Annotated in this window: 13 protein-coding genes and 1 tRNA gene; 2 read left to right on the top strand and 12 right to left on the bottom strand. The window is 44.3% G+C overall.

What is annotated here, in order from left to right:
* Nucleotides 1-158: 158 nt before the first annotated feature.
* Nucleotides 159-1,079, top strand: coding sequence for a hypothetical protein (locus FW774_RS04780; RefSeq protein ID WP_149346981.1), 921 nt, complete (start codon nucleotides 159-161; stop codon nucleotides 1,077-1,079).
* A 62-nt stretch (nucleotides 1,080-1,141) separates the two neighbouring features.
* Here the strand turns inward: FW774_RS04780 and FW774_RS04785 are convergent, their stop codons facing one another.
* The 6 genes from FW774_RS04785 to FW774_RS04810 all read right to left on the bottom strand — a co-directional run bounded on the left by FW774_RS04785 (nucleotide 1,142) and on the right by FW774_RS04810 (nucleotide 10,924).
* Nucleotides 1,142-7,528: an alpha-2-macroglobulin family protein gene (locus FW774_RS04785; protein ID WP_149346982.1), complete on the bottom strand. Its 6,387-nt coding sequence runs from the start codon at nucleotides 7,526-7,528 to the stop codon at nucleotides 1,142-1,144.
* A 274-nt stretch (nucleotides 7,529-7,802) separates the two neighbouring features.
* Nucleotides 7,803-8,363, bottom strand: a complete 561-nt coding sequence (pth, locus tag FW774_RS04790; RefSeq protein WP_149346983.1) for an aminoacyl-tRNA hydrolase — start codon at nucleotides 8,361-8,363, stop codon at nucleotides 7,803-7,805.
* A 305-nt stretch (nucleotides 8,364-8,668) separates the two neighbouring features.
* Entirely contained in the window at nucleotides 8,669-9,106 is a 438-nt protein-coding gene (locus tag FW774_RS04795; protein ID WP_149346984.1) for a GNAT family N-acetyltransferase, read from the bottom strand.
* A 123-nt stretch (nucleotides 9,107-9,229) separates the two neighbouring features.
* Complete coding sequence (locus FW774_RS04800; protein ID WP_149346985.1) at nucleotides 9,230-9,811, bottom strand: 50S ribosomal protein L25/general stress protein Ctc; 582 nt, start codon at nucleotides 9,809-9,811, stop codon at nucleotides 9,230-9,232.
* Between the two features lie 21 nt (nucleotides 9,812-9,832).
* Entirely contained in the window at nucleotides 9,833-10,777 is a 945-nt protein-coding gene (locus FW774_RS04805; protein WP_149346986.1) for a ribose-phosphate pyrophosphokinase, read from the bottom strand.
* Between the two features lie 76 nt (nucleotides 10,778-10,853).
* A tRNA-Gln gene (locus FW774_RS04810) sits at nucleotides 10,854-10,924 on the bottom strand.
* Nucleotides 10,925-11,133: 209 nt separating this feature from the next.
* Here FW774_RS04810 and FW774_RS04815 point away from each other — a divergent pair.
* Entirely contained in the window at nucleotides 11,134-14,163 is a 3,030-nt protein-coding gene (locus FW774_RS04815; RefSeq protein ID WP_149347169.1) for a protein O-mannosyl-transferase family, read from the top strand.
* 659 nt (nucleotides 14,164-14,822) lie between these two features.
* Here FW774_RS04815 and FW774_RS04820 read toward each other — a convergent pair.
* The 6 genes from FW774_RS04820 to FW774_RS04845 all read right to left on the bottom strand — a co-directional run bounded on the left by FW774_RS04820 (nucleotide 14,823) and on the right by FW774_RS04845 (nucleotide 23,985).
* Nucleotides 14,823-16,073 carry an MFS transporter gene (locus tag FW774_RS04820; RefSeq protein WP_149346987.1) on the bottom strand — a complete coding sequence of 417 codons (1,251 nt, stop codon included), beginning with the start codon at nucleotides 16,071-16,073 and terminating at the stop codon, nucleotides 14,823-14,825.
* A gap of 94 nt (nucleotides 16,074-16,167) precedes the next feature.
* Nucleotides 16,168-17,814 carry a beta-N-acetylhexosaminidase gene (locus FW774_RS04825; RefSeq protein WP_149346988.1) on the bottom strand — a complete coding sequence of 549 codons (1,647 nt, stop codon included), beginning with the start codon at nucleotides 17,812-17,814 and terminating at the stop codon, nucleotides 16,168-16,170.
* Between the two features lies 1 nt (nucleotide 17,815).
* Nucleotides 17,816-19,579 (bottom strand): LamG-like jellyroll fold domain-containing protein, encoded by a 1,764-nt coding sequence (locus tag FW774_RS04830; protein WP_149346989.1) that lies wholly within the window; start codon nucleotides 19,577-19,579, stop codon nucleotides 17,816-17,818.
* A gap of 24 nt (nucleotides 19,580-19,603) precedes the next feature.
* A complete protein-coding gene (locus FW774_RS04835; protein ID WP_149346990.1) occupies nucleotides 19,604-20,323 on the bottom strand; it encodes a D-lyxose/D-mannose family sugar isomerase in 720 nt (239 codons plus the stop codon).
* Between the two features lie 22 nt (nucleotides 20,324-20,345).
* Nucleotides 20,346-22,187 carry a glycoside hydrolase domain-containing protein gene (locus FW774_RS04840; RefSeq protein ID WP_149346991.1) on the bottom strand — a complete coding sequence of 614 codons (1,842 nt, stop codon included), beginning with the start codon at nucleotides 22,185-22,187 and terminating at the stop codon, nucleotides 20,346-20,348.
* A 22-nt stretch (nucleotides 22,188-22,209) separates the two neighbouring features.
* Nucleotides 22,210-23,985 (bottom strand): SGNH/GDSL hydrolase family protein, encoded by a 1,776-nt coding sequence (locus tag FW774_RS04845; protein WP_149346992.1) that lies wholly within the window; start codon nucleotides 23,983-23,985, stop codon nucleotides 22,210-22,212.
* Nucleotides 23,986-24,024 lie beyond the last annotated feature (39 nt).

Below are 24,024 nucleotides of genomic sequence, written 5' to 3' on the forward strand. Positions count from 1 at the left end.
AAATCGTTCCTCTCGGGACAGGCAGTACGGGAAGACTCCGACTATTCGGGGCCAAAAACCACACAAGGCTCCTGATATGGCTAACGAAACTGAGGGTCTTTTTTAAAACTGGTTGTATAGTATAGTTCGTGTAGGCTAATTTATATAAACGTATTATTATGCTCACATTCGAAGAATTTTTTAAGAAAAAAAAGATAGATCTGGTGCAGCTTAAAGCTGCGGAGCCAGCGCTATATACCGAATTTGAGTACGATTATGCCCAGATGGGCGAAAAAAGCTTTGACCACACCAAGAAATTCTGGTTCAACAAATTGCGCCGGCTCTATCATACTAAGGAAGAGCCTAAACCGGCCAGGATTGCCACCCAGCCGGCTCAGCCCGAACCAACTGCTCCGGCGGCTACCCCGGCAGAGCCAGCTACTCCTGCTAAAACCGGCTTTACGCCTCGTTTTAAACCGGGACTGGCCAAACCTAAGCCAGCAGATGCACCTGAACCTGCGGAAAATAAACCGGCAGATAATGAAGTTTCAGGGGATACACCGGCTTCAAAACCACCGGCATTTAAACCACGTTTCAAACCCGGCTTAACCAAGCCTGCCGCAACGGCCGAAACACCGGTTAATGAACAGGCACAACCGGAAACAGAACAGACATTAACCGATACCCCGGCAGCACCAGATCCTTTATTAAAAGAGAAAACTGCTGCTAAACCGGTATTTAAGCCCCGCTTTAGACCGGGATTAACCAAGACTGTTCCTTCAACCGAAACTCCGGCCAATGAACCGGTACAGGCCGAAACACAACCCTCGCCAACAGAAAGTTCCTCTGAAGATGCTTCATCAGTTACAGCCAGGCCCGCTTACAAACCGCGGTTTAACCCCAGGAACCTGCCGAAGAAACCGGCAGAGGAAACGAAAGCAGGGCAGGAAAGCAAGCCACTGGATGTACCGGCATTTACAGAAACATCCGACAGCGCTGCCGATACTCCTGCCCAACCTGAACCAAAAGAAGATTCACCTATCCAACCTGCAACCGCTTATAAGCCGCGGTTTAATATGCGGAATATAAAGAAGAGTTAAGAGCGGAAAGGTTCTCTGCTAATATTTGCGTCAGCACACCATCATACTACAGCAATCCTACACTATTTCACTGTTACCCGTGTTCCCTGCCAATAGGTGCTGAACTCCGGCGCATACATGCATTGCAAAGAGGTAATTCCGTTCGAAAAATTACCGGCATGCGTTACCCGCAACGGATATTCAAACACATAAACACCTTTACGCAAATAGCTGATAAAGAAATTGGTAGAGGCATCTTTGGTGCTTTCATAATATCCCAAACCATCCTGGTACTTATACCGCGAGATCACATTCACCGGCTCAAAACCTGCGGAACGCATATCTTTCAGGTGGATATATTCCATATCCCGGTCGGTGCTGATCTCAATACGAACCTTTATCAAATCACCAACAGCCAGCATGGTGTTATTGTCTAATGCTGCGAGCACCTTGCCTGCCGAAGTCTGCTTTTGCAGGAATAGCTGCTTTTTAATTTTCACGGCTGTAGCCGACGATGTGACCTTATCCAGGTTCTCAAAATACTGCCAGTAAACAGCGCCCCAGGCAATGCCTTTATTGGTATTGGTTACCCGGATATTGCCCATTGCAGGTTTTACGGCATTTCCCGATATAACGGTTTTGGTATATCCGGTTCCTGCTTCTGCCGGACTGTCGCTTACCGGTAAGGCCTGTCCGCCTAAGGTAATTTGCGGTTGCGCCGATTCATCCAGCAAGTTATAACCACGCATCAATAACGCATAACATGCAGCAGCAGTTGCTTTTGTAGTTTCCCAATCGTTAGTTTGCTTGTTCTTAAGCAGCCAGACTTTCATTTCTTCTACAGCCTGTGTATCATGAGCTACCTCGTCAAAGGCTTCAATTAATATGGCCTGTGTCTCTATCGGCGACTGATACCACCACCAACCGGCCTTATTCTCCGGCCAATACATTCCCAGCTCTTCGCTTTGCTGCGCCCGTTGCTTTAAGGTGCGGATAATTTTAAGCGCTTCGGTGGTATTTCCGGCCCGTTGCAGCACCAATGCCGCCTGCGCCTGCTGGTAAGGGCTCATGGTTTTCCAGTCTGTAGCAGTCTGTTTCAGGAAAAACGAGTAGGCCTTCTGGAAATCTGCACTGGCATTTTCCTGTTTACCGTAGCTGCGGGCATATAAATAATGCAGCGGCAGGTAGGTAAAATGTTGATCCTTTTTTGATAAAATGTGCTTGTAATCTTCCACCATTTTACCGTCTAACCAGGTAATGGCCTTTTTCAGCAGCGCATCCACCTCCGGATAAGTTTTATTATCAATAAGGTTGAGGTGTTTCAGCTGTCCGATACCTAAAACGATATGCTGCGTAATATAACGGTCTGCGCTCATGCCGGTAAACCAGGGGAATGAGCCGTCGCTGTTCTGCATTTTCTTCAGCTTATCGAAATTGTTTTTCAGCTCATAACGCATCCTGTTCAGATCGAATAAAATGGCTATGCGCTTTTTACGCCCGGTTTCACCGGCAGCATCACGCACCCAGGGCGTTTCTTCCAGCAAAATGGTCTTCAATTCCTGGTTTTTCTCCAGGTTTGACAACAGACTTTGTCCGTTTTTATCCTGCTGCCATTGCTCAAATACCTGCTTTATCTTAGGCGAGCTGTTGATGATGCCGGTGGCAAAGCTATTGGCATAAAACCGGCTGAATGTTTGCTCGGCACATTCGTACGGATATTCCATCAGGTACGGCAGGGCCTGCACCGCATACCAGACCGGGTTAGGCGTAAACTCTACGGTTAAACTCTGCTGACGCAGGGTTGCTGATTGCCCTGATTGCAGCAATTTATCAAATGTGAACGTTTTGGTCTGGTTATCACGCAGGTTTAGCGGAAGCGTTTCGGTAACTAACATAGCATTGGGTAATACGGGAATGGTGTTTTCCTCGCCATCGGCATAGCTGCCGGATTGCGCCTGTAAGCGGTAGGTAATGGCCTGTATTCCCTGCGGGATGACCAGTTGCCATTTTAATGCTTCGCTGCCGCCGTTAGCCAACGTAACGGTTTTTGCAGCCCGGTCGGTTGCTGAAATGATATTCAGCGGCTGCCCGGTAAAGGCATCTTTTAAGCTAAGCAGTACCTGGCTGCTGAGACGACTGCCTGATATATTATTCAGCTTTGCAGCGAAAATAATAGTATCGCCTTCGCGGAAGAAACGGGGTGCATTGGCCGAAACAGCCAGCTGTTTTTGTGTAATCAGCGTTTGTGTCAATGAACCGGTTTTCAGGTCTTTGGTATGTGCAAAGGCCATCAGCTTCCAGCGTGTCAGCGACTGTGGGATGGTAAAATCGATGACAATCTGACCATTTTCATCCGTATGCAACTGCGGGTAGAAGAAAGCCGTTTCGTTGAAGTTTTTGCGAGGTTCTATTAATGCTAAATAAGGATATTCCTTTGGTATCTGGACGGCCCGGCCGTTTATAATGGCTGTCCCATTAGCTTTATCATAAATCGCAACGGATGCGAAATCATGAGTATTATTATCTGTTACTGTTGCTGAACCTCTGATAGTTACCTTGGGAGCTGCACCTACGTAATCAGTGGACGCTACAGCTCCTGTTAAATCTTGTCGCTTTTGCTCTCCATAACCCACAACCACCACCTCATCCAATCCTGATGAAAGTGGCATAAGCTTGATATCCAAACGTCCTGCACCCGGAATACGAATAGTTTGAGGCTCATAACCAACAAAACTAATGGTGATCATATCACCTGTGGCAGCATGAAATTTATACATGCCATCTGCATCTGTAGTAATGCTTATATCTTTTAATTTTATTACTACGCGGGGCAATCCTTCTCCTGTTCTGGCATCGGTAACCATACCGAATACGCCCTTATAGGTTTTGGCCAGGCTGTCTAATTTCAGCTTTAAGGCAGCAATTCTTTCTTTATGCTCACGATTCCATCTCACCCGGTTCATATAATTACGGTATAAGGAGTTATATCCGCCATAGTAGGAATATCCCAGCAGGTCAATTTGCTCATAGTTATGCTTTTGAGGGTTCAGATAGCTATAATGCTGCAAAAACCAGATCGGGTTAGTTACAGAAACAGTGTTATAATAAGAATGCCAGCTAAATTTACTATAGCTGGCGGTGCGGGTAAAGTTGGTTTGCCAGTTAAGCGGTTTAAAGGCATCCAGCGAGGCATCATATAGCGTAGCTACCATTTCAGCCAGCTCCTTTTCACCTTTTTTATTGCTGACCTGGATTTTCCACTGCTCCTGCTCACCGGGCTGCAGCTTATTCCGGAAGGTGAGCAGCTTCACATCTAAGGATTTGCTTTTATCATCTACCTGTATAGTACGCAGTGAGCGATAAAGGCGATTCTGCTGCATCATGCTGAATTGCACGGCGAAGCTGTTATCAAAATCAGCCGTAACCGGGATGCTTATTTTGGTTTGCTTACGAGATACCGGAAGCCATTGCCGTTTGATCACCCTATCCTGCCGGTAAATTTCGTACAATACATAACCGTTGCTGAATGGAGCGGCAACTTTGAATACGGCATTTTCACCAGGACTTATACTTTCCTGTTCGGCGATCAGCCAGTCATCCGGTGTTTCAATAAGCGTTTCTCCCCCGGACGTTACTGCAAATACTTTAACGGTGCTGGCGGTATCTCCAACATGAGTTGTAGCCTTAATATATACCCGGTAATAACCGCTTTCCAGTTTCCCGGCATCCAGCGCCAGCGATTCCCGGCCGTTTGCCAGCTTCAGCTGCCGAGTTAATACCACGTTGCCATCCGGCCAGTTTTCCGGCTGGTCATCGCCCTGGTAAGCATCGAACGGAAAATACTCCAGGTACTGCTTTTTACTGAAAGCATACTGCAGCTCGCCTTTATCAAACAGGTCACTGCGTATCATCCTGCCGGGCTCTTTGAGCTTTACCACTTTCACATCAGCTGTAGCTGCTACCGGCGTTTGATTCAGATTGGTCACCTGTACCTGTATGGAATCGCGGGATTGTATCTTTCCCGGAACCTCGGCCTGCAACAGGATGTCATGCTGCCCGGCATTGACGCGTGTGCTATTGCTGTGTGTTTCGCCACTGGCATCGGTAACATCCACGTTTACCGTATAGCTGTAATTGTGCTTCATATCATCAGCCGCAGCTAAAAACCGGATCTTAAAATTCCCGTTGTCATCTGTTTTTATCGTTCCGTGGGCAATTTGCCGGGTTGATACGGGCGCATAATACCAGCGACCAACCGGGAAACCGGCCCTGGTAACGGTATATTTTACGCCGGCCTGGCTTACCGCGTACCCGGCAAGAGCTACAGACCGGCCTGTAACCGTGATGCTATCGTTTAGCTTATATCGTTGATCTGGCTTATCAAACGTTACTTCAAATGAGGGACGTTTATATTCTTCAACTTGTACGTTTACCGAACCATATTTGGCAGACAATACCATAGCGCCATTTAATTTCCCTTGCGGGATAGCAAATGAGCCCTGGAATGTACCGTATTCATTGGTTTGCAGCAAAAGCTCAGCTAATTTCTCACGATTCACATCTTTAAAGGTTACCGTTACCTTTTCGTTAGTGACGATCGAGTTTTTATTATTTTCTACCCGAAGATACAGGCCTTTAAAATACACGGTCTGTGCGGGACGATAAATACCCCGGTCAGTAAAAAGCACAATCCGCCTGGACGGTTTTGACGAATGGCTACTGTATCCGCCATTTACATTAAATACCAATGTATCTTTATTTAAAATGGCGAGGCCCCTTCTTATTTCTGTGTTCCACGGACATGAGGCATACCCTTCCGTATCGGTAACCAGTCGGTTGATTGTTTTTTCTTCATTGTTTTTAACTGTATATAACCTGATCCTGGCATTTTGAAGCGGCTTACCAACCGTTCTGTCGGTTACCGTAAATTCCATATTGTCATTTACGGTACGATTGCTTACCGCCAGGTTTGAAACCGTAATCAATGAAGCATAAACGGGCTGCTTTTTCTGCAATAAGCTGTCGGATGATGAAACAAACAACACATATTGTCCTGCGTCAAGCGCATCTATTTTATCCATCCAGTTATGTTGCTGATAATCGGTCTGTGCAGGTAAGATGATCCGCCAGGTACGCAGCGCCTGATGGTTTTGTAGAAATTCGGTATAGGATTTTTCGCCACCGTATAAGCCGTATGTGTTATAGGTATCTGATGCGTTAACCGGAATTTTATACAAGTACAGGAAAAGCATGCCGGCATTCTGGTATTGGATAAACAGGCGCATGGGTTTTCCTGGCAGGTTTACGTCCTCGGTTTTAGCTGTGATCTGCTCTTTTTGAACAACCTTTATGAGCTGCCGGGCATTAACAGCACCGGTACTTTTAGGATATGCCGTTATTGCCCGCCGGGCAACGTTAACTGCTTCTACATATCCCAGCCGGTTGCGATCGCTTTTTTCGGTTTTGTATTGATCGCCTTTTTGCTTGTAAAATTGTGCTTCCTGGAAGAGTACATCGCTATACACCTCGCTGTTTCGCGATAAGGTTTCCAATTGTTTTAACCGGTTCAGGTAAAGCGTATCCTTATTCTCCAGATCGCTTTTGCGATAAATAAATTGCAGCCGTTTCAGGTCGGCATCGGCCAGCGCTGCTTTATCGGCATCGTTATTATGAAAGGCAAGAATATCCTGAAAAAGCTTTACGGTTACGGCAATGAGCGAAAGGCTGTCTGTTTGTGGTACCGGTTGTTTGATAAAATCGGTTATATTGCCCAGCCAAACTGCATGGTTTACCGTAAACGCATCTTCAGCGACGGGCAATGTGGTTCGGGCATCCATCAGTACATCAATTGCCCGTTGCGCCAGCAGATCGTACAATGTCGGGCGATATTTGCGGGTAGCTTTATCGCCTTTCAGCACACTATCGAGCACACTAACCGGTGTCTTTTTCAGCATGCCGGCATCGGCCAGCGACCCTCGATATTGTTTCAACACCTCATTTACCAGTGTTGCGGCAGGCCAGGTACGGATATCCGGGCTTAACGCGGATTGTTCTTCCACACCGGTACGCTGCATGATCTTCCATGAATTTTGCTGATAATAATTCCAATAGGTTTCTGCCAGCAACGATTGCAAAATACTTTTCTCCGGCTGACCGGCTTTGGCAATATCCTGCTGCATGGCAGTAATGATTTTCACCAACGCATCTTCTTCCAGGTAGCTTTGAAAGATCATGCGGTATATCACCGATTTTACCAGCATAGCACTGTTACCTTCGGCCCTGGCCCGTGCATTGATCTGCTCAATGTGCGTTAACGCATCTTTCGGCAGACCTTCATCGGCCAGGGAATCGATCAGTTTAAAGCTGCGGGTATAAAAATTCTGACTTTGGGTTTGAGCTATTGAGGTGCTACCTGCAATTACCAGGATAATTCCTACAAGAAGTAATTGCCGGAAAGATGATGCTGTCATAATGATTAGTTTGTGATATCAGGATGAATTGGCATCTCAAATTCCACAAATAATAATTAATAAGCAAATTTATAAGGTATTGGGTCATGAGTAGTGCGTATTGAGATCGTTGAATTGCTGTATTGCGGGGTTGCTATAGTGTTGAATTGCTGTGATTGTTTAATTGTTTTATTGCTATATTGTTGATTACTCGTTAAAGCCTGCAGCTAAAAATCAAAATACCGAATCAACCAACTACCAACCAACTAATCACTAACTACTAATCACTAACCAACTACTTATTATACCTTGTCATTGTCAGTTCCGGGCCGGCGGTAACAAAGCTTTCAATCATTTCAACCGAGCGATCGATCAGGGCTGGTAGCTCGGGGATCTCGTCATCGTCAAACCCGCTTAATACGTAATCTACCTGGCGACCTTTGGGGAAGTTATCGCCTATACCGAAACGTAAACGTGGATAGTGCTGCCCGCCAACCAACGCTTCAATGCTTTTCAGTCCGTTATGTCCAGCATTGCCGCCTTTGGGTTTTAACCGGAGCGCACCAAAAGGTAAAGCCAGATCGTCCACAATAACCAGGATATTTTCTACAGGGATTTTCAGCTCATGCATCCAATAGTTTACGGCTTTGCCGCTCAGGTTCATGTAGGTAGTCGGTTTGATCACATGCAGCTTTTTTCCCTTATGGCTTAGCTCGGCATAGTATGCCAGACGGAGATTGGAAAAACTTGTTCCGGCTTTTTTCGCTAATGCATCGGCCACCATAAAACCAATGTTATGCCGTGTATCTGCATATTCCGGGCCAATATTTCCCAAACCAACTATCAGGTATTTCATGGCGTAAAGGTAGTAAATAAGGTGGAAGGTAATGGGGGGAAGGTATAAGGCTTAGAATAGAAACAAGAGACAAGAAAGGTAGAAGGTAGAAGGTTTATGGCTTATGGTTCATGGCGGATAGTCCGGAAGAAATCTTTAATAATTGACAATTGATAATGGACAATTGACAATGTCTGTATGGTTCATGGCCTTTAGTTCAGAAGTCGAAGAAGTCCGGAAGCTAAATAGAAGCAAGAACATAGATGCAAGAACCAAGACAAAGAACACTAACTATTGTCGGGGTGGCTTATAGCAGGCCAAGCCTTCTATACATCCGGATTCTGCAAGGGTTTGATCAGGTATTTAGGCCATTCGATATAACCTTGCCGGAAATAAAAGCGGTGTGCGGCCTCCCGCAGAGAATGGGAATGGATCTCAATACGGTCGCAGTTTCTTTTGCGGGCCAAACGGGTACAATATTGCTCCATTTTACGGCCAATGCCCTGGCTGCGAAATTTTTCGTCTACTGCAAAATAGCTGATCCGGGCAAAATCGCCTTGTAAGGCAATCTGAGGAATAAAATGGATGGACATTACGGCAGCAACCGTTTCCCCGTGCTCATATACCAGCAATTCTGCATCCGGATGATCGAGTAGCTGCAATATCCGGTTAGCCAAAAATGGCCCGGTATCAGGATATCCTAACTGCCTTAATAATTCCTTGATCACAGGCAAATCATCCGGCCTGGCTTTTCTTATCCCCATAATCTTAACTATTTTGTATGAGAGTCTTTAAACGCATAACGTCATTCCGGTAAATTGAAGCTTTGATCTCAATGTAACCGGAATGACGTTGTATACAATCTCTTTCCCGATAAAGGTTAAGGATTATTTGCCTTTTGCAGCTTCCTGTTCTGCCTGACGTAATGCACGGGACATAACAACCGATACAATCGTATCGTCGGCATTATTCAGAATAGAGAAGTTATCAAATTTAAGCTCGCCTACGCGTACTGATTTTCCTACTTCAAGCGTTTCAATGCTTACTTCAACGTATTGAGGAATATCTTTTGGCAAGGCTTTTACACGTAGCTTACGTAACTTCTGGATCAGTTTACCACCCACTTTAACACCGGGTGATGTTCCTGTTAATTTTACCGGTATTTCTATAGCAACAGGCTTTTTATCATTTAATTCTAAAAAGTCTATGTGCTGAACTTTTTCATTTAACGGGTGAAACTGGATATCCTGAACAATAGCCTGAGCTTTTGTACCTGCAATATCCAGATCTACAAAATGAACATCCGGTGTATAAACCAGTCCTGTTAAATCAGCAGCGTCAACCGCAAAATGCAATTGTGTTTTTCCACCGTACAGAACAGCCGGAATCTTTCCCTGGTAACGTAGCTCTTTGGCGTCGCGTTTCCCTACGTTCTCTCTTGGAGAACCGCTAATAGCGATAGTTTTCATGTTTATCTATTTTATTTGTTATTAATCTACTTTAAATAGCTGGCTGATGGAGCTATGCTCATTTACATTGGTAATGGCCTTAGCGAACAGCTCGGCTGTTGACAGCACTTTGATTTTGCTGCACTGTTGCTTTAACGGAATGGTATCGGTAACGATGAGCTCGGCCAGGGCTGATTTTTCGATGGTTTCGTACGCCTTGCCTGATAAAACAGCGTGAGTACATACGGCCCGTACACTGTTGGCTCCGTTTTCCATGATGAGGGCCGCCGCTTTAGACAAAGTACCTGCGGTATCGCAAATATCATCGATCAGCACAATATCCTGCCCGGTAACATCACCGATAATAGACATAGACTCTATCTCATTGGCCCGTTTACGACGCTTGTCGCAGATAACGATCTCGGCGTTAAAATATTTCGCAAAGGTACGTGCCCGGTATGAGCCGCCAATATCCGGCGATGCGATGGTTAAATTTTTAAGTCCCAGGCTTTTGATGTACGGAACAAAAATGATCGCTGCATCCAGGTGATCTACCGGGATATCAAAAAATCCCTGGATTTGCGCAGCATGCAAGTCCATGGTCATGATGCGGTGAGCGCCTGCCGCCATGATCAGGTTTGCCATCAGCTTGGCGCCGATAGCTACCCGCGGCTTATCTTTACGATCCTGGCGTGCCATCCCAAAATAAGGTACCACAGCAGTGATGTAGTGCGCCGAAGCCCGTTTTGCCGCATCCGTCATCAGTAACAGCTCAATAATATTATCATTTGGCTGGCAGGTGGATTGGATCAGGAAAACATCGCATCCGCGTACAGATTCATTATAGATAGGCTGAAACTCGCCATCGCTGAAGCGGGACAAGGTAAGATCACCTAACTCTTTTCCGTAAGCTTTTGCAATTTTTTCGGCCAATTCCCTGGAACCTGAGCCGGCAAATAATTTGATGGGATTAAACTGGAGTGGCATTTCTGGATTTCGAAATCACGAATCTTAAATGTTCAATCTGTTCTTTAACGAAAGTGCAGCAATTGAATGTTAATTGTTGCCCGACCAGGATTCGAACCTAGACAAACAGAACCAAAATCTGTCGTACTACCATTATACTATCGGGCAATTTCCATCGCAAAAACATCGCTCTGAAATGGACTGCAAATATAGAGCGATAAAACAAAACCTGCAAAAGAATTTTATTTTTTATCTTGCAAATAATTCAGCACGTAATTTCGTTAACACGAAAACGTTAAAAGCCGTTAATTACCCATGGTATTCAAATACTATTCACTATTTTCGGCGCAAATTATTTACTGTTCAGGTATTTTATGATGAACTATACAAAAACCAACAACATTTTAGGCTGGGTATGCTTTGTAATTGCATCGTTAACCTATGTGCTTACCCTGGAGCCTTCTGCCAGTTTCTGGGACTGCGGCGAATTTATTTCTGCCGCCTATAAGCTGCAAATTGTGCATCAGCCCGGCGCTCCGCTGTTTTTAATGATACAAAAAATGTTTTCATTACTGGCCATGGGCGATATTCACAGGCTGGCCTACTGGATGAATGTTGGCTCGGCGCTTTCAAGCGGGGCAACTATTCTCTTCCTGTTCTGGACAATCACAGCCCTGGTGCGTAAGGTGGTGTGGAGACCCGGCGAAGAGCTTACCATCTCCAAGCTGGTTATTATCATGGGCTCGGGTCTTGTTGGTGCCTTAGCCTATACTTACTCTGATTCTTTCTGGTTCTCTGCCGTTGAATCTGAAGTATATGCCATGTCGTCATTATGTACGGCCATTGTATTCTGGGCCATCTTAAAATGGGATGCTCATGCTGATGAGCCCAAAGCCGACCGTTGGCTTATTTTTATTGCTTATGTGATGGGCCTTTCCATTGGTGTGCACCTGCTTAACCTGCTGGCCATACCGGCAATAGCGCTGGTTTACTATTTCAGAAGAACGGCTAAGCCAACCAATAAGGGTGTTATCGTAGCGCTTATTGTTGGATGTATCATCCTTGCCGTTATACAATATGGCATTATTCAATACCTCATTAAATTTGCCGCTTATTTTGACCTGTTCTTTGTTAACTCGCTGGGAATGGGCTTTGGCAGTGGAGTTATTGTCTTTTCTGTACTGCTCATTGCTGCTATTATATATGGTATTCTGTATTCCATCAAACGGGCTAAGCCTATACTTAACCTGGCGCTGGTCTGTTTCGCTTTTATCCTGATAGGCTACAGCTCCTTTGCCATGGTTATTATCCGGGCAAAAGCCAATCCATCACTGAACAACAATGACCCCGACAATGCCTTTTCATTTTTAAGCTACCTGAACCGTGAGCAATACGGTGATCGTCCTTTATTATACGGCCCGTATTTTGACTCAAAGCCTATTGATTACGAGGAAGGCGAAAAAATTTACCGCAAGGGCAAAGAAAAATACGAAGTTGCCGGCCGCAAATTTGACCAGATATACGACCGCAATACCTTGCTGCCACGCATGTACAGCGATGATCCGCAACATGTGGGTTATTACCGCGACTGGATGGGTTTGGGGCAGGATCAATCGCCAACCTTTACCGATAACCTGGGCTTTTTGTTCAGCTACCAGTCCGGCTTTATGTATGCCCGTTATTTCCTGTGGAATTTCTCAGGTCGGCAGAACGATACACAGGGCAATGGTAATTATACCGATGGTAACTGGATAACCGGTATTAAATTCCTGGATGCGCTGCGTTTGGGCCCGCAGGATAATTTACCGCCAAGCATTGCCGGCAATAACGGTTATAACCGTTTTTATATGCTTCCGCTGATACTTGGATTATTAGGTGCATTCTGGCACTTTAAACGCAAGCAGAAAGATGCCGGCGTTGTCGGTTTATTATTTTTCTTTACCGGTCTGGCCATTGTGCTTTACCTTAACCAAACGCCGTTGCAGCCCCGTGAGCGTGATTACGCGTATGCCGGTTCGTTCTACGCTTTCGCGATATGGATAGGTATGGGCGTTGCCTGCATAGCCGATTTCCTGAAAAAGAAAATGAACCCGGTAAACGGCGCTATACTGGCAACCGTTATCGGCATCTTCGCGGCCCCGGTACTTATGGCAAAAGACGGGTGGGATGATCACGACCGCTCCACCAAATATACAGTACGCGATTTTGCGAAAGATTACCTCGAATCATGCGCACCAAATGCCATTCTGTTTACGTATGGTGATAACGATACCTATCCGCTGTGGTATGTACAGGAAGTGGAAAACGTACGTCCGGATGTGCGCATTGTTAACCTGAGCTTATTGGGAACCGACTGGTACCTGCGCCAGCAAAAGTATAAGGTAAACGAAGCCGACCCGCTGCCGATCACCATGCCGGATGATAAGTTTGTACAAGGCGTACGCGATGTTATCCGCTACAACGATCAGTACAAAATTGATGGATCGGTTGAATTGAAGGATATTTTCGATATCATTACATCCGATAATGATAATGATAAATTAACTTACCAGGATGGTTCGAAAGAGAATTTCCTCCCGACCAAAAACTTCAAATTAACGATCAATCCCGACCAGGTAATTGCCACCAATACGGTAAGCGCCGCTTTACGCGACAGCATTATCCCGGTGATGGAATGGAAATACAACAAAAATTATGTTACCAAAACCGAGCTGGGAATGATCGATATCCTGGCGCATAACAACTGGAAACGTCCGGTTTATTTTGCCGTTACCGTGCCATCCAGCAATTTTATCGGCCTGGATAAATACCTGTATAACGAAGGATTTGCCTCACGGCTGCTTCCTTTAAAACCTGCCGCCGAAGATACTACCCAGCAGCAGGATGACCGGTTAAACCCCGAGCCTATGTATAATAATATGGTGAACAAGTTTGTATGGGGAAATATGAAAAATGCCCGTTACCTTGATCCCGAAAGCTCACGGATGATCGGTATTGTGATCAAAAGCTTCAACGAGCTTGCCCAATCATTATACAATGCCGGCGAAATTGATAAAGCAAAAAAGGCCATTGATAAAAGCCTGGAGGTTGTTCCCGATAAAAACTACTCCTTGTATTTCACCATACACCGCTTCTATACCGCCGACATGCTGTACAAGCTGAAAGAAACGGATAAAGCGAATACCCTGGTTAAGCAGACCGCCGATTACCTGGATAAGGAACTGGAGTATATGTATGAGATCTCGAAATCAAAAGAAAACCTGAGCACCAACGATATCCAGTTAGGTATGTCGGTATTGAACCAACTGGTGACTCTAACCCAGCAAAACAACCAAACGGCTTTGCACACGCAACTGGATAACAGCTTTAAAGCGTTTGAATCGAAGTTTATGAGCAGTATGAGGTAGTGGGCCTCTCCCCAGCCCTCTCCGACCGCGTACCACCTTAGCTTTAGCGGTGGCGCAAGGAGAGGGAGCTTTGATCGTAGTATTCTTTCTCATGCCTGGCTTAAGTTTCAGCTAGGCATAGTGTTCTGGGCTTAACTTAAGTGCCTTAGTTAACTTTGACAACTTTTTAAAAGTTGTCAAAGTTTATCTTATCGGTATAAACAGATTCGGGGCTAACTAAAAAGTCAAAAAGTAGTGTCATTTCGATCCCGAAGTCTCGCATAGGCCTCAAGATAATTTTATGGATTTACTATTAATTTATTGATTTTTAGATAGTTATTATCAAAAAAAGCAGTAAGTGAAGTGGCAACACAGACAGAACTAAAAAGCCCGGAACCCCGTCACCCTGAACTTGATTTATCCCGAGACTTCGGGAGTAAAGTGGCGCTTATGCTGCTATTTAGGAGATTCCGGATCCCCCGAGTACTCGGGGCGGAAGGACGGCAGGGGCTTTTAGCTCTTAACTTGACGCCTATACGAAGTCTCGGGAGAGGAGACCATCGGGATGACGGGAGCTTTTTGGTCAACCCCAAGGGTAGGGCGGAACATCACCTGTGAATATTGTTGGTCTGTCAGGGATGGACTAAGGAGAGAAATCCAACGTTTTTTATAAATCTTTGCTATGGCTTTCTGCCACGCACCGCAAGTATAACTAAAACGGATGCCAGGAACAGTGACCCCGACATAAATAAAAACGATTGTCCGACCTGGCCTGTTCCGTGAAGATAACCCACAATATAAGATCCTACAAAAGAGCCTAAAGCGCCAATACTATTTATCAACGCAATAGATACTCCCGCTACGTTGCGGGGTAATGTTTCGGCTATCAGGGCAAAGAAAGGTCCAAACGGCGCACATAATGATGCGCCTGCTATGACCAGCAGCACAAACGACAACCAGAAATTGCTTGCTCCAACCAAATAAGAACCGTAAAAAGCAAGTGAGCTGATTAACAGAAATGCCCAGACAAATGTCTTCCGGTTTAAGGTTTTATCAGAGAAATACGACACACTAATCATCCCGATAATGGCAAATGCGTAAGCAATGGATGAAAGCCATCCGGTTTCTACAATATCCATATCCGGGGCAGCTTTAATTACAGAGGGCAGCCACATCATAAATCCATACGTGCCGATACTCCATAAAGCAAATTGCAGGCTCAGCAATACCACGAATCTCGATTTAAAAGCTGTTACATAATTCTTAACCGGTTTGATATGTTCCTGCTCCTGTTGTAACTGGTTTTCTATAACCTGTTTTTCATGGTCTGACAACCATTTTACATCCCGGGGTTTGTCGCCAACCTGTTCCCACCAAAAAAAGGCCCAGATCACCGCGGGTACTCCTTCAATGATAAACATCCCTCTCCAGCCCACCGCGTCAATTAAATATCCCGATAGAATAGACATCCACAGCATCGTTGCCGGATTGCCCAGAATTAAAAACGAATTCGCCTTGGATCGCTCGCTTTTTGTAAACCAATTACTCAACAGTATCAGCATACCCGGCATTACCGCACTTTCAACAACTCCAAGCATAAACCGGATAACGATCAGGATGCTGATATTATTCACTATACCTGTTATGGTTGCTAATACGCCCCATAATACCAGCGACCAGAAAATCAGTTTTTTTGTGCTTTTGGTTGCAGCATAATGCGCCCCGGGAATCTGGAAAAGGAAATAACCCAGAAAGAACAGCGATCCCAGCAGGGATACCATCGCCGGCGTTATATTCAGATCGTCGGCCATGCCGCCGGCAGCGGCAAATCCAAAATTTGCACGGTCAAGGTAAGCGAGACTATACGTTACAAAAACAATAGGCATCAGGCGATACCATCGTTTGCCGGCGGTTATATTTTGACTGGTCATTTTAGGTTTATAATGTAATTGTGTTGTATGGTTTTGTTCTGATATCCTTTTAAGCCTTTATTAAAAGAACTGAAACAAACTGAATCCGATAAATTCAATTCGCATTACTATAGTACTTAAAAAAATCCATCTTCATCTTATCCAAATGCCTGAGATTATAATTTAACCTGCGCAGAAAGCCATTATAATCCTTTTGTGCCAAAGATGTCCATCCTACTTCAGCCAGAGCACAGGCCCTCGGAAATGTCATAAACTCAGCGTCTCGTTCATTGGTAACATATTCTGTCCATAAACAGGCCTGCGTACCCAGAATATACCGGGCTTCATCCGGTGTTAAACCGGCAGGTACCGGATTATAGGAATATACTTTTTCTAAAGGTAAAAAGCCCCCGTTAGAAAAGGGTTCCTGTTTCCTGTCTTTTGTCTGGTACAAATTCACATAGGTATAAGCGCTGGGTGTCATAATTACCTGATGGTTTTGCCGGGCGGCAGCTATTCCACCTTTCTCGCCATGCCACGACATCAGCGTAGCATTTGGAGCCAGACCGCCTTCCAGGATCTCATCCCAACCTATAATTTCACGCCCTTTTGAATTCAGGAACTTTTCAAGCCGGCCGATAAAATAGCTTTGCAGACCATGTTCATCCTTCAGATTCAATGTTCGAATCAGGTTCTGGCAATATGCCGATTCTTTCCACCGGTCTTTGGGTACCTCATCGCCTCCGATATGGATGTATTTGCTTGGAAAGATATCCATCACTTCGGTGAGTACGTCCTCCAGGAATTTAAACGTTTCTTCTTTAGGGCAGAGTATTTCCTTATGCACACCCCAGCGTGTTGAAACTTCATACGTTGTATCGGCTTTGCATCCCAGATTTGGATAAGCTGCCAGTATAGCCTGTGAATGTCCGGGGACATCTATTTCAGGAATAATGGTCATGAAATGTTTGCCGGCATACGCCACCAGGTCTTCAAGCTGCTGCCGCGTGTAGTAACCGCCATGTGGTTTACCATCAAATTTTTCGGGCACATCCAGCCGGTGGCCAACCAAGGTTTCTTTACGCCAGGCAGCCACTGTTTGCAAACGCGGATATTTTTCAATGGCTATCCGCCATCCCTGATCATCATTGAGATGCAGATGAAGCGTGTTGATCTTATAAAACGAAAGTGCATCGATATACTTTTTTATAAACTCCACCGAAAAAAAATGACGGGCCACGTCTAATAACGCCCCGCGATATGCAAAACGGGGAGTATCCTCAATTTGAACGGCTGGAATGGTAAGATTTTTCACATGACCATCTTTTGTTTCAACATCCGGCGGCATGAGTTGCCGTAATGTCTGAACGGCCCAGAACGCTCCACGCGGGGTTTTATAGTTTATCATCACTATCTTACCCGTTACCGATAACTGGTATCCCTCGTCGTTAACGATGGTATTATCTATTGAGAAACAGATACTGTTTTTATGATTTCCCTTATTCCCATAACCCAGCTTATAACCTGTGGAATGTTCAATCAACTCAATAAGGAAACCGGCTGCTGTTTTTAATGCCGGATTATTGTTATCCAGGATAACTTTTGTCTTTGCAGTGATATCAAAATACCCTTTTCCCGGTACAAGTTTTACCGGCTTGGGAATAAGCGGGTAGCGCTCACTCTCCTGCGCATATAAGACCAGGCCCGAAGAAAACAGGTACGCAAAACAGATAATTATCCGTAAAAAGGAGGTGTTGAACATGTTATTTTCTTTTAATGCCTGCGTGAAAATTACTGATGGCCTCGGATGTGGTGAGGTAACGGTTGTACAATCTGAGGTTCACAAGGGAGCCATGCAGCGCCGGAGCAAGTTTCCATATCGCATTATTACCTATATTTTGCATTTTATCACTGAATCTGCCCCAGCCATGTATACGGGCCGTTCCTCCGTCGCATAGTTTTCCATCTACAACAACGGTGATAATATCGGGCAGGCCATCTACAATAAAAACTACATGATGTAATTTGCCTGCAGCGAGGGTTCCGGGATCGGTATCCCAGCCTTCGGTGTGCTTTCCATCACTTAGTTCCAGCCTTAGCGTATGCTGTGGCGTGGTTATTAAACGGACGCCTTTACCCTGATTATCCCGGTTATCTAATACAATCTGCCCCGGTTCCATATCTTTTAACTCAAGCCAGAGATCAATTGTAAAACCTCCTTCTTGTAGATTGGGTAAGGTGCCGGCAGCAACAGTGCTGTTCGCTTTAATACCAGCCTGATTATAAATCAGCCCTTTCCGGATAAGTTTTCGTGCGGTTGGCTGATTCCACAGACCTTTCAATAAATCAACATCTACCGCATGGACACGGGCTTTGGTTTTCTGGGTTTCGGTTATCCAATACTTGCCGTCTTGTTCTATCAAATCCGGATAACTCATACCGGCATAAGTTAAATCATTGCTATACAGTATAATTTCGGGCTGCGACCAGTAGATTTTACCATTTTTCTCTATTCCCCCGCTAATCCAGGCAGGATTGCGCCCTTTAAAATCTTTACCTCCATGATTATGAAACCAAAACAGATACTTACCATTAGCGCATTTGAATACCCGTGGACAGGCTCTGGGAGTTTTGATTGTATTACCGAGGCTATATACAGCCCTTTGAGGCAGCGTCCAGGTCTTACCAGCATCCTGGCTATAGGCATCAGCAGGGAATCCCATTGCCGTACGATACATACAATAAATATTGCCGTTGCTGAGTGTAACGGTATTGTGTTCTTCCTGGACTGAACCAAAAGCAGGATTACGTAATCCGGCATCTCCCTCAGGAAGCATTTGCCAGTGAATTTTACCAGGGTCTTTTTCAAAAGCAATATTATCCGACTTAAACAGCCATCCCTCACCGATATCCTGGGGAAATTTCCCTAATTTCGTAAATGCGAAATAGATGCTGCTTTTTATTTTATCAGGTTTATCTATTCCCCAGAACATTTGCACTTTACCCTTAAAATCATTGTTAAAGTCCAGGCTGGTTTTGCGTACCGGCAAGCGGTAACGTTGCGACCATGTCTTTCCATTATCATCTGAGAATTTGTAGCAATACCATCCCAATAATCCCGCCTGCCGAATGGGTTTGCCGTTTACTTTTGAAACATTATCTCCATTATAATTGTAAAAAACATATACCCGTCCATAGGACGTTAGGTACGGAATAGCCCAGGACGAAATTGGCCCAACATTTGGCTCTATAGCAACCACATCTGACCATGTTTTACCATGATCTACGCTTATTGCAGAAACAATATGTTGACCGGGCCGGCTTTCTGATTCTGCTCCTGTGGTAAACACACACAACCAGCGCCCGTCTTTTAGTACCACCACATAAGGCTGATCGATATATCCGTTATCATAGATAGAATAACCATTTTGTATGTTTCTTGGATCTGCAGATTGGGCTAGCACCAGCTTACCTGGCATGCTTAATATTACTATAATAGCCCCGATTATATAGAGAATCTTGTTCATAAAGTATTTGATTAATGGATTAAATTATACCGATGAACACGCCACCGGATATTCATGACACAAATAATATTTCCGGGCTTCATCTTCCTCAATCTCCGGAAAGCGTTGTGCATAATCTACCAGGAATACGTTATCGCTCCAATCATCACAAACGCTGGATATTTCATTACTGATAGTATAACCAACACCATCTATTTTGTAACCGGTACCTTCCTCACCCCAAAACTGATGAATGGTGCGGGGCGGAATACATACGCTCATTCCCGGCTTAAGCCTGATGATACTTCCCGGTTCCATTTTGACGGTACAGCCATCTACCTGTATTGTAAATCGCTCTGTTGAATGCCGGCCTTCTTCATCGGCCTTGGTTACCTGCACCAGAATATTTCCACCAGCCCGGCAAATCAAATCTTCACGCTTTGAGAGATGAAAATGGGCCGGTGCACGCTGAATTTCAGGATCGATCAATAGTTTCTCCGCATACTCTTTAGGATATCCCGTTTTTCCTTTACGCCCATTGCGCAGGGTAAACAGCACTCTTCCTATATTATAAAAATCTTTACTGTTAAAATCGGTAACGTCCCAGCCCAGCATACAATCACGTATTTCATTATATTCTTCTCCTGCCCGTTCCCATTGTTCCGGGCTCCAATTGTAAAAATCAGGAAGTTTTACGTTAAAATGTTCAATTACCAGCTTAGCTGTATCAATACTGTTATTAATGATGGATCTTGTTAAGTGCATGTATTTATATATAAAAGTTGTTTCAATAGATAGTGTCTAAATAGTCAAGCATTTCCTTGCGTACAGCGTTAAACGTTGCAGGTGAATCTTCATAACCTTTTGGAATAGTTTCTGCCCGGGTGAGGTACGTAGAAAAAGGCAAGTCCTGCCCCTGTTCAATTTCGGGAAAGACCAACTTTGCTATCAATTCCTGCGCTTTTGATGGATTAGCAGAACGAAGCTTTGCCAGCAAGGTCGCATCAACCATGCCTTCTCTGAAACTTATAATCCGCATAGAAGGTATCAGGCCATTTGGAGATCGGTAATACAACCAGGCATCGCCAGGTGGGTGTCCCGGATTTTGCGATCCGTTAGGGAGCGGCCCCAATGATGTTTGATATTCATCCGGAACTCCCCGGTATTCATTCGCTGCCCAAAATAAATATCCTGAAGCATTATATTTCATACACAGCCATGGCCATAACCGATTCTCAATCAGCGGCTGGTCCAGATGACGGTTAGGATAAGGCGGATAGGGACTTGAGGTATTATATAGCCATATACTCTTATGCTGGCTTAATCGATCCTTCACCGCATCATTTTTTTGAAGAATAATACCTGGAAGATTAAAAACCTGTATACCAATCATATCGGTAAACAATTCCGGGTGTGAACTATTGGCATCTATGGACTTAACAGTCGGCATAGTTCGTTTCAGGATATTATTATAATGCTTATATTCATTCAGGGCCGCAGGTGAAGGCTCATCGTATATATGCTGTACATAACGGTTTAACATCCCCAGCGTTTGAAGATGATTATTTAAATCTTTAAGAAATGTTTGTTGAAAACATTCAAAGTTAATTTGTGTGCTGCCCAAACTAATCGTATTTCCAGTTACACTATCTTTAATAGTAAGGCCTGAACCCATTAACTTCATATGCCGGCCGGCAAAATATTTAAAGCCCAGACTGTCAAACATGTGTACCCAACGATCGAATCTGGAATAATCAAATGATAATGTCTTTGTCTGGCTATTCCATAATGTTTGTATGAGTGGATGTGCTGTACTAACAAGTGGCGTAAACATCGTATTCGCTCCATCTTCCCGCAGCATTTTCCCGGCCCGTTCCAGTAAATTCCAGTGTGCTTCGCTCCACCATTCCACCGAAGTACCGCTTTTGAGATTTTCAGGCAATTCAGAAAGCCAATGTGTGCTATCCAGGAAATAATCTTCTGGCAGTACGGTTTTGTGTACGGTAAACGAAACCGGGATATTTTTTTCTATTCCTAACGAGCCCGTGATTTTAATATTCCCCTGATAATGCCCAATGGGGCAATCTGTAGGTACCTGTATTTGTAGTAATACGCCTGCAATTTCTTCAGCAGGTACATTGATAGCAGTTGTTTGTGTGTCTGCTACTGCCTCCAGAACATCAAATGGTGCAAGCCGTACGAGATAAGGTACCCAGGAATCTGGAAACGCCCCCCCTGGGACATTAATCATTGAACCCTGTGTATTTCCTTCAACATGCACAGGCAACAGTCGTCTAAAAGCAAATCCACCCGTAAAGGATGTACCTTCTTCATTTTTTACGCTGTCAAGCACTATTGTGAATTGCTGCGTGCTCGAACCCGTGATGGCCAATTGCATGCCTAAAGTATAGTTTCGCGGAATATTAACAGACTGATACCCTGGTTCTGTAACAGGAAAATTATCAGAATAAATACGGGCATACAGGTCTAATAGTTTACATTGAAAATCATTTCCCGTATTAGCTTCCTTCTTTATAGGGAAAGCTTTATATAATTCTTCCGCCTCTGCAGATATTGTATAAGCAGACAGCAAAGCCAATAAGGCTATCATTCTTCTTATGCCATTCATCGAACAATAAAATTAGTGTAGTTTACTTACCTAAAATTTTTCGTAATACGGGCTCTATCACCTCACAATAGCGAAACATGCCTAAATCAGTAGGATGAGACCCATCAACAGTTGCTTCATTATCATAGCCAATCAGCCCTTCTCCCGGTATATATGACACAGCCTTCACATTTTCTTTCAGGAGTTGTTCATAGGCTTTTTTCAATCCTGCCCGGCGATTATTTGGCACTGCCGCTCCCGTAAAATTTGCATAGGCATACGTTCGGTCTTCGACAAGTATTATCGGTGTTTCGGGGCGTTTAGCCCGAAGTTTTCTTACAAGAAAAAGTGTTCGGTCTACAATTTCATCAGAACTCATCTTTCCCATATTGGGCAGACAGTCTATAATATAAGCTGATGCAGAGATTTCTGCCAGTATATCAGCAAATTCCGGATCCATAGTACCATTGCCTGAAAATCCCAGATTGATAGTTGGCATATCCAGCCTTCTACCCAACATAGAAGGATATGCCATGCCGGGTCTTGAGGCGCTACATCCCTGCAATATTGAAGTGCCATAAAAAACCAGGGGCTTTCCGCGATCATGAGGCTTTTCTATTTTAACATCTGGCGAAAAACCCAACTGTATATCAGTTAAAGCACTATATAATGGCAAATAGAGGATATATTCATATTTACCTGTTTCGGGAATTCCGTTTTTTAAACTTGCCTCATTATCAACATCACTCCGTGTCGGTTTCCCAACACCAGCCCACTGCCATTTCCCGTTTAATTTAACATACAAATCGAGCCCATTAACACCAAGAGGAGTCATGTGGGGAAGAAACGGATTACTCTTCAATTTCCATTTCGCAGTAATAAATTTTGTATTGGAAGCGGTAAAATGCAGAGCAATACCCGCCGAATGTGTGCTTAATGCCCATACCGGATTTCTCACCACAGATTTAAAACGGGCTGGCAATCTGTTATATGGTGTTTCTGTATCTTTCCATCCTTTACCTTCAATATTTAATTCAGTAGCGTTTATCCATTTTACAGTTAGATCTACAGGCTTTCCTGTTCTCATTTCTGCATCCAGGTTTTCTATACGTGTTTCTGTGGATGATGTCGTTGATGCCTGCGGAACACCTGTAAATTTAAAATTCTGCAGTTTTCCTATCCATAATAAAGATTTACTACTGTTACCTGCCTGACAGCCTATTTCAAACAGTCTTTTTGAGTTTTCTCCTAAATCACCTATCCCAGCAACAGAATATTTGTGTTTCCGATCTATTACAAGTGTAATGGTTCCTTTTCCACCATCGGGGCTCCATTCCAAAGAAAAGAAATGAATTTTTCCATCGTTAAAGCTACGGCCCGAAGACATTAATGAAACCCCTTTCTTATCGTTATTAACGGCCATTACTCTTAATGTCCCATCTTTTAACATTAAAAAATCCCAGCCTGTATAACCTGATAGAGCAGAGCGAGTGCCGGCTATAACCGCTATATTTCCGTCCTCGTTTGTTGTCTGGAAGTTTCCTTCAAACACCCAAGGAAGGTTACGCATATCCAACGATGGCAAATACGAGCTGCTAAAACCCGACCATGTTCCTTTTTCAACAGATGCCTGCTTATTTAGATTATAAGTTCCTGTGTTATCCTTTATGAATGTAGATTTATCATTTACGTCCAAAGGCCAATGTGCCATAAGTTTACTGCCCGCCTGATAAGAAGCTAACGCATTGAATGTTAAGATCCATCCTAAAAGCAGCAACAATAGCTTAGTATAGTGTCTCTTATTTATTATTTTTCTCATCTTTATATCCTTTGTAGTATACGTTGCCTTTACATATTA

Origin of the sequence: Pedobacter sp. BS3, assembly GCF_008274585.1 — a bacterium.
In the GTDB taxonomy this organism is placed as follows: domain Bacteria; phylum Bacteroidota; class Bacteroidia; order Sphingobacteriales; family Sphingobacteriaceae; genus Hufsiella_A.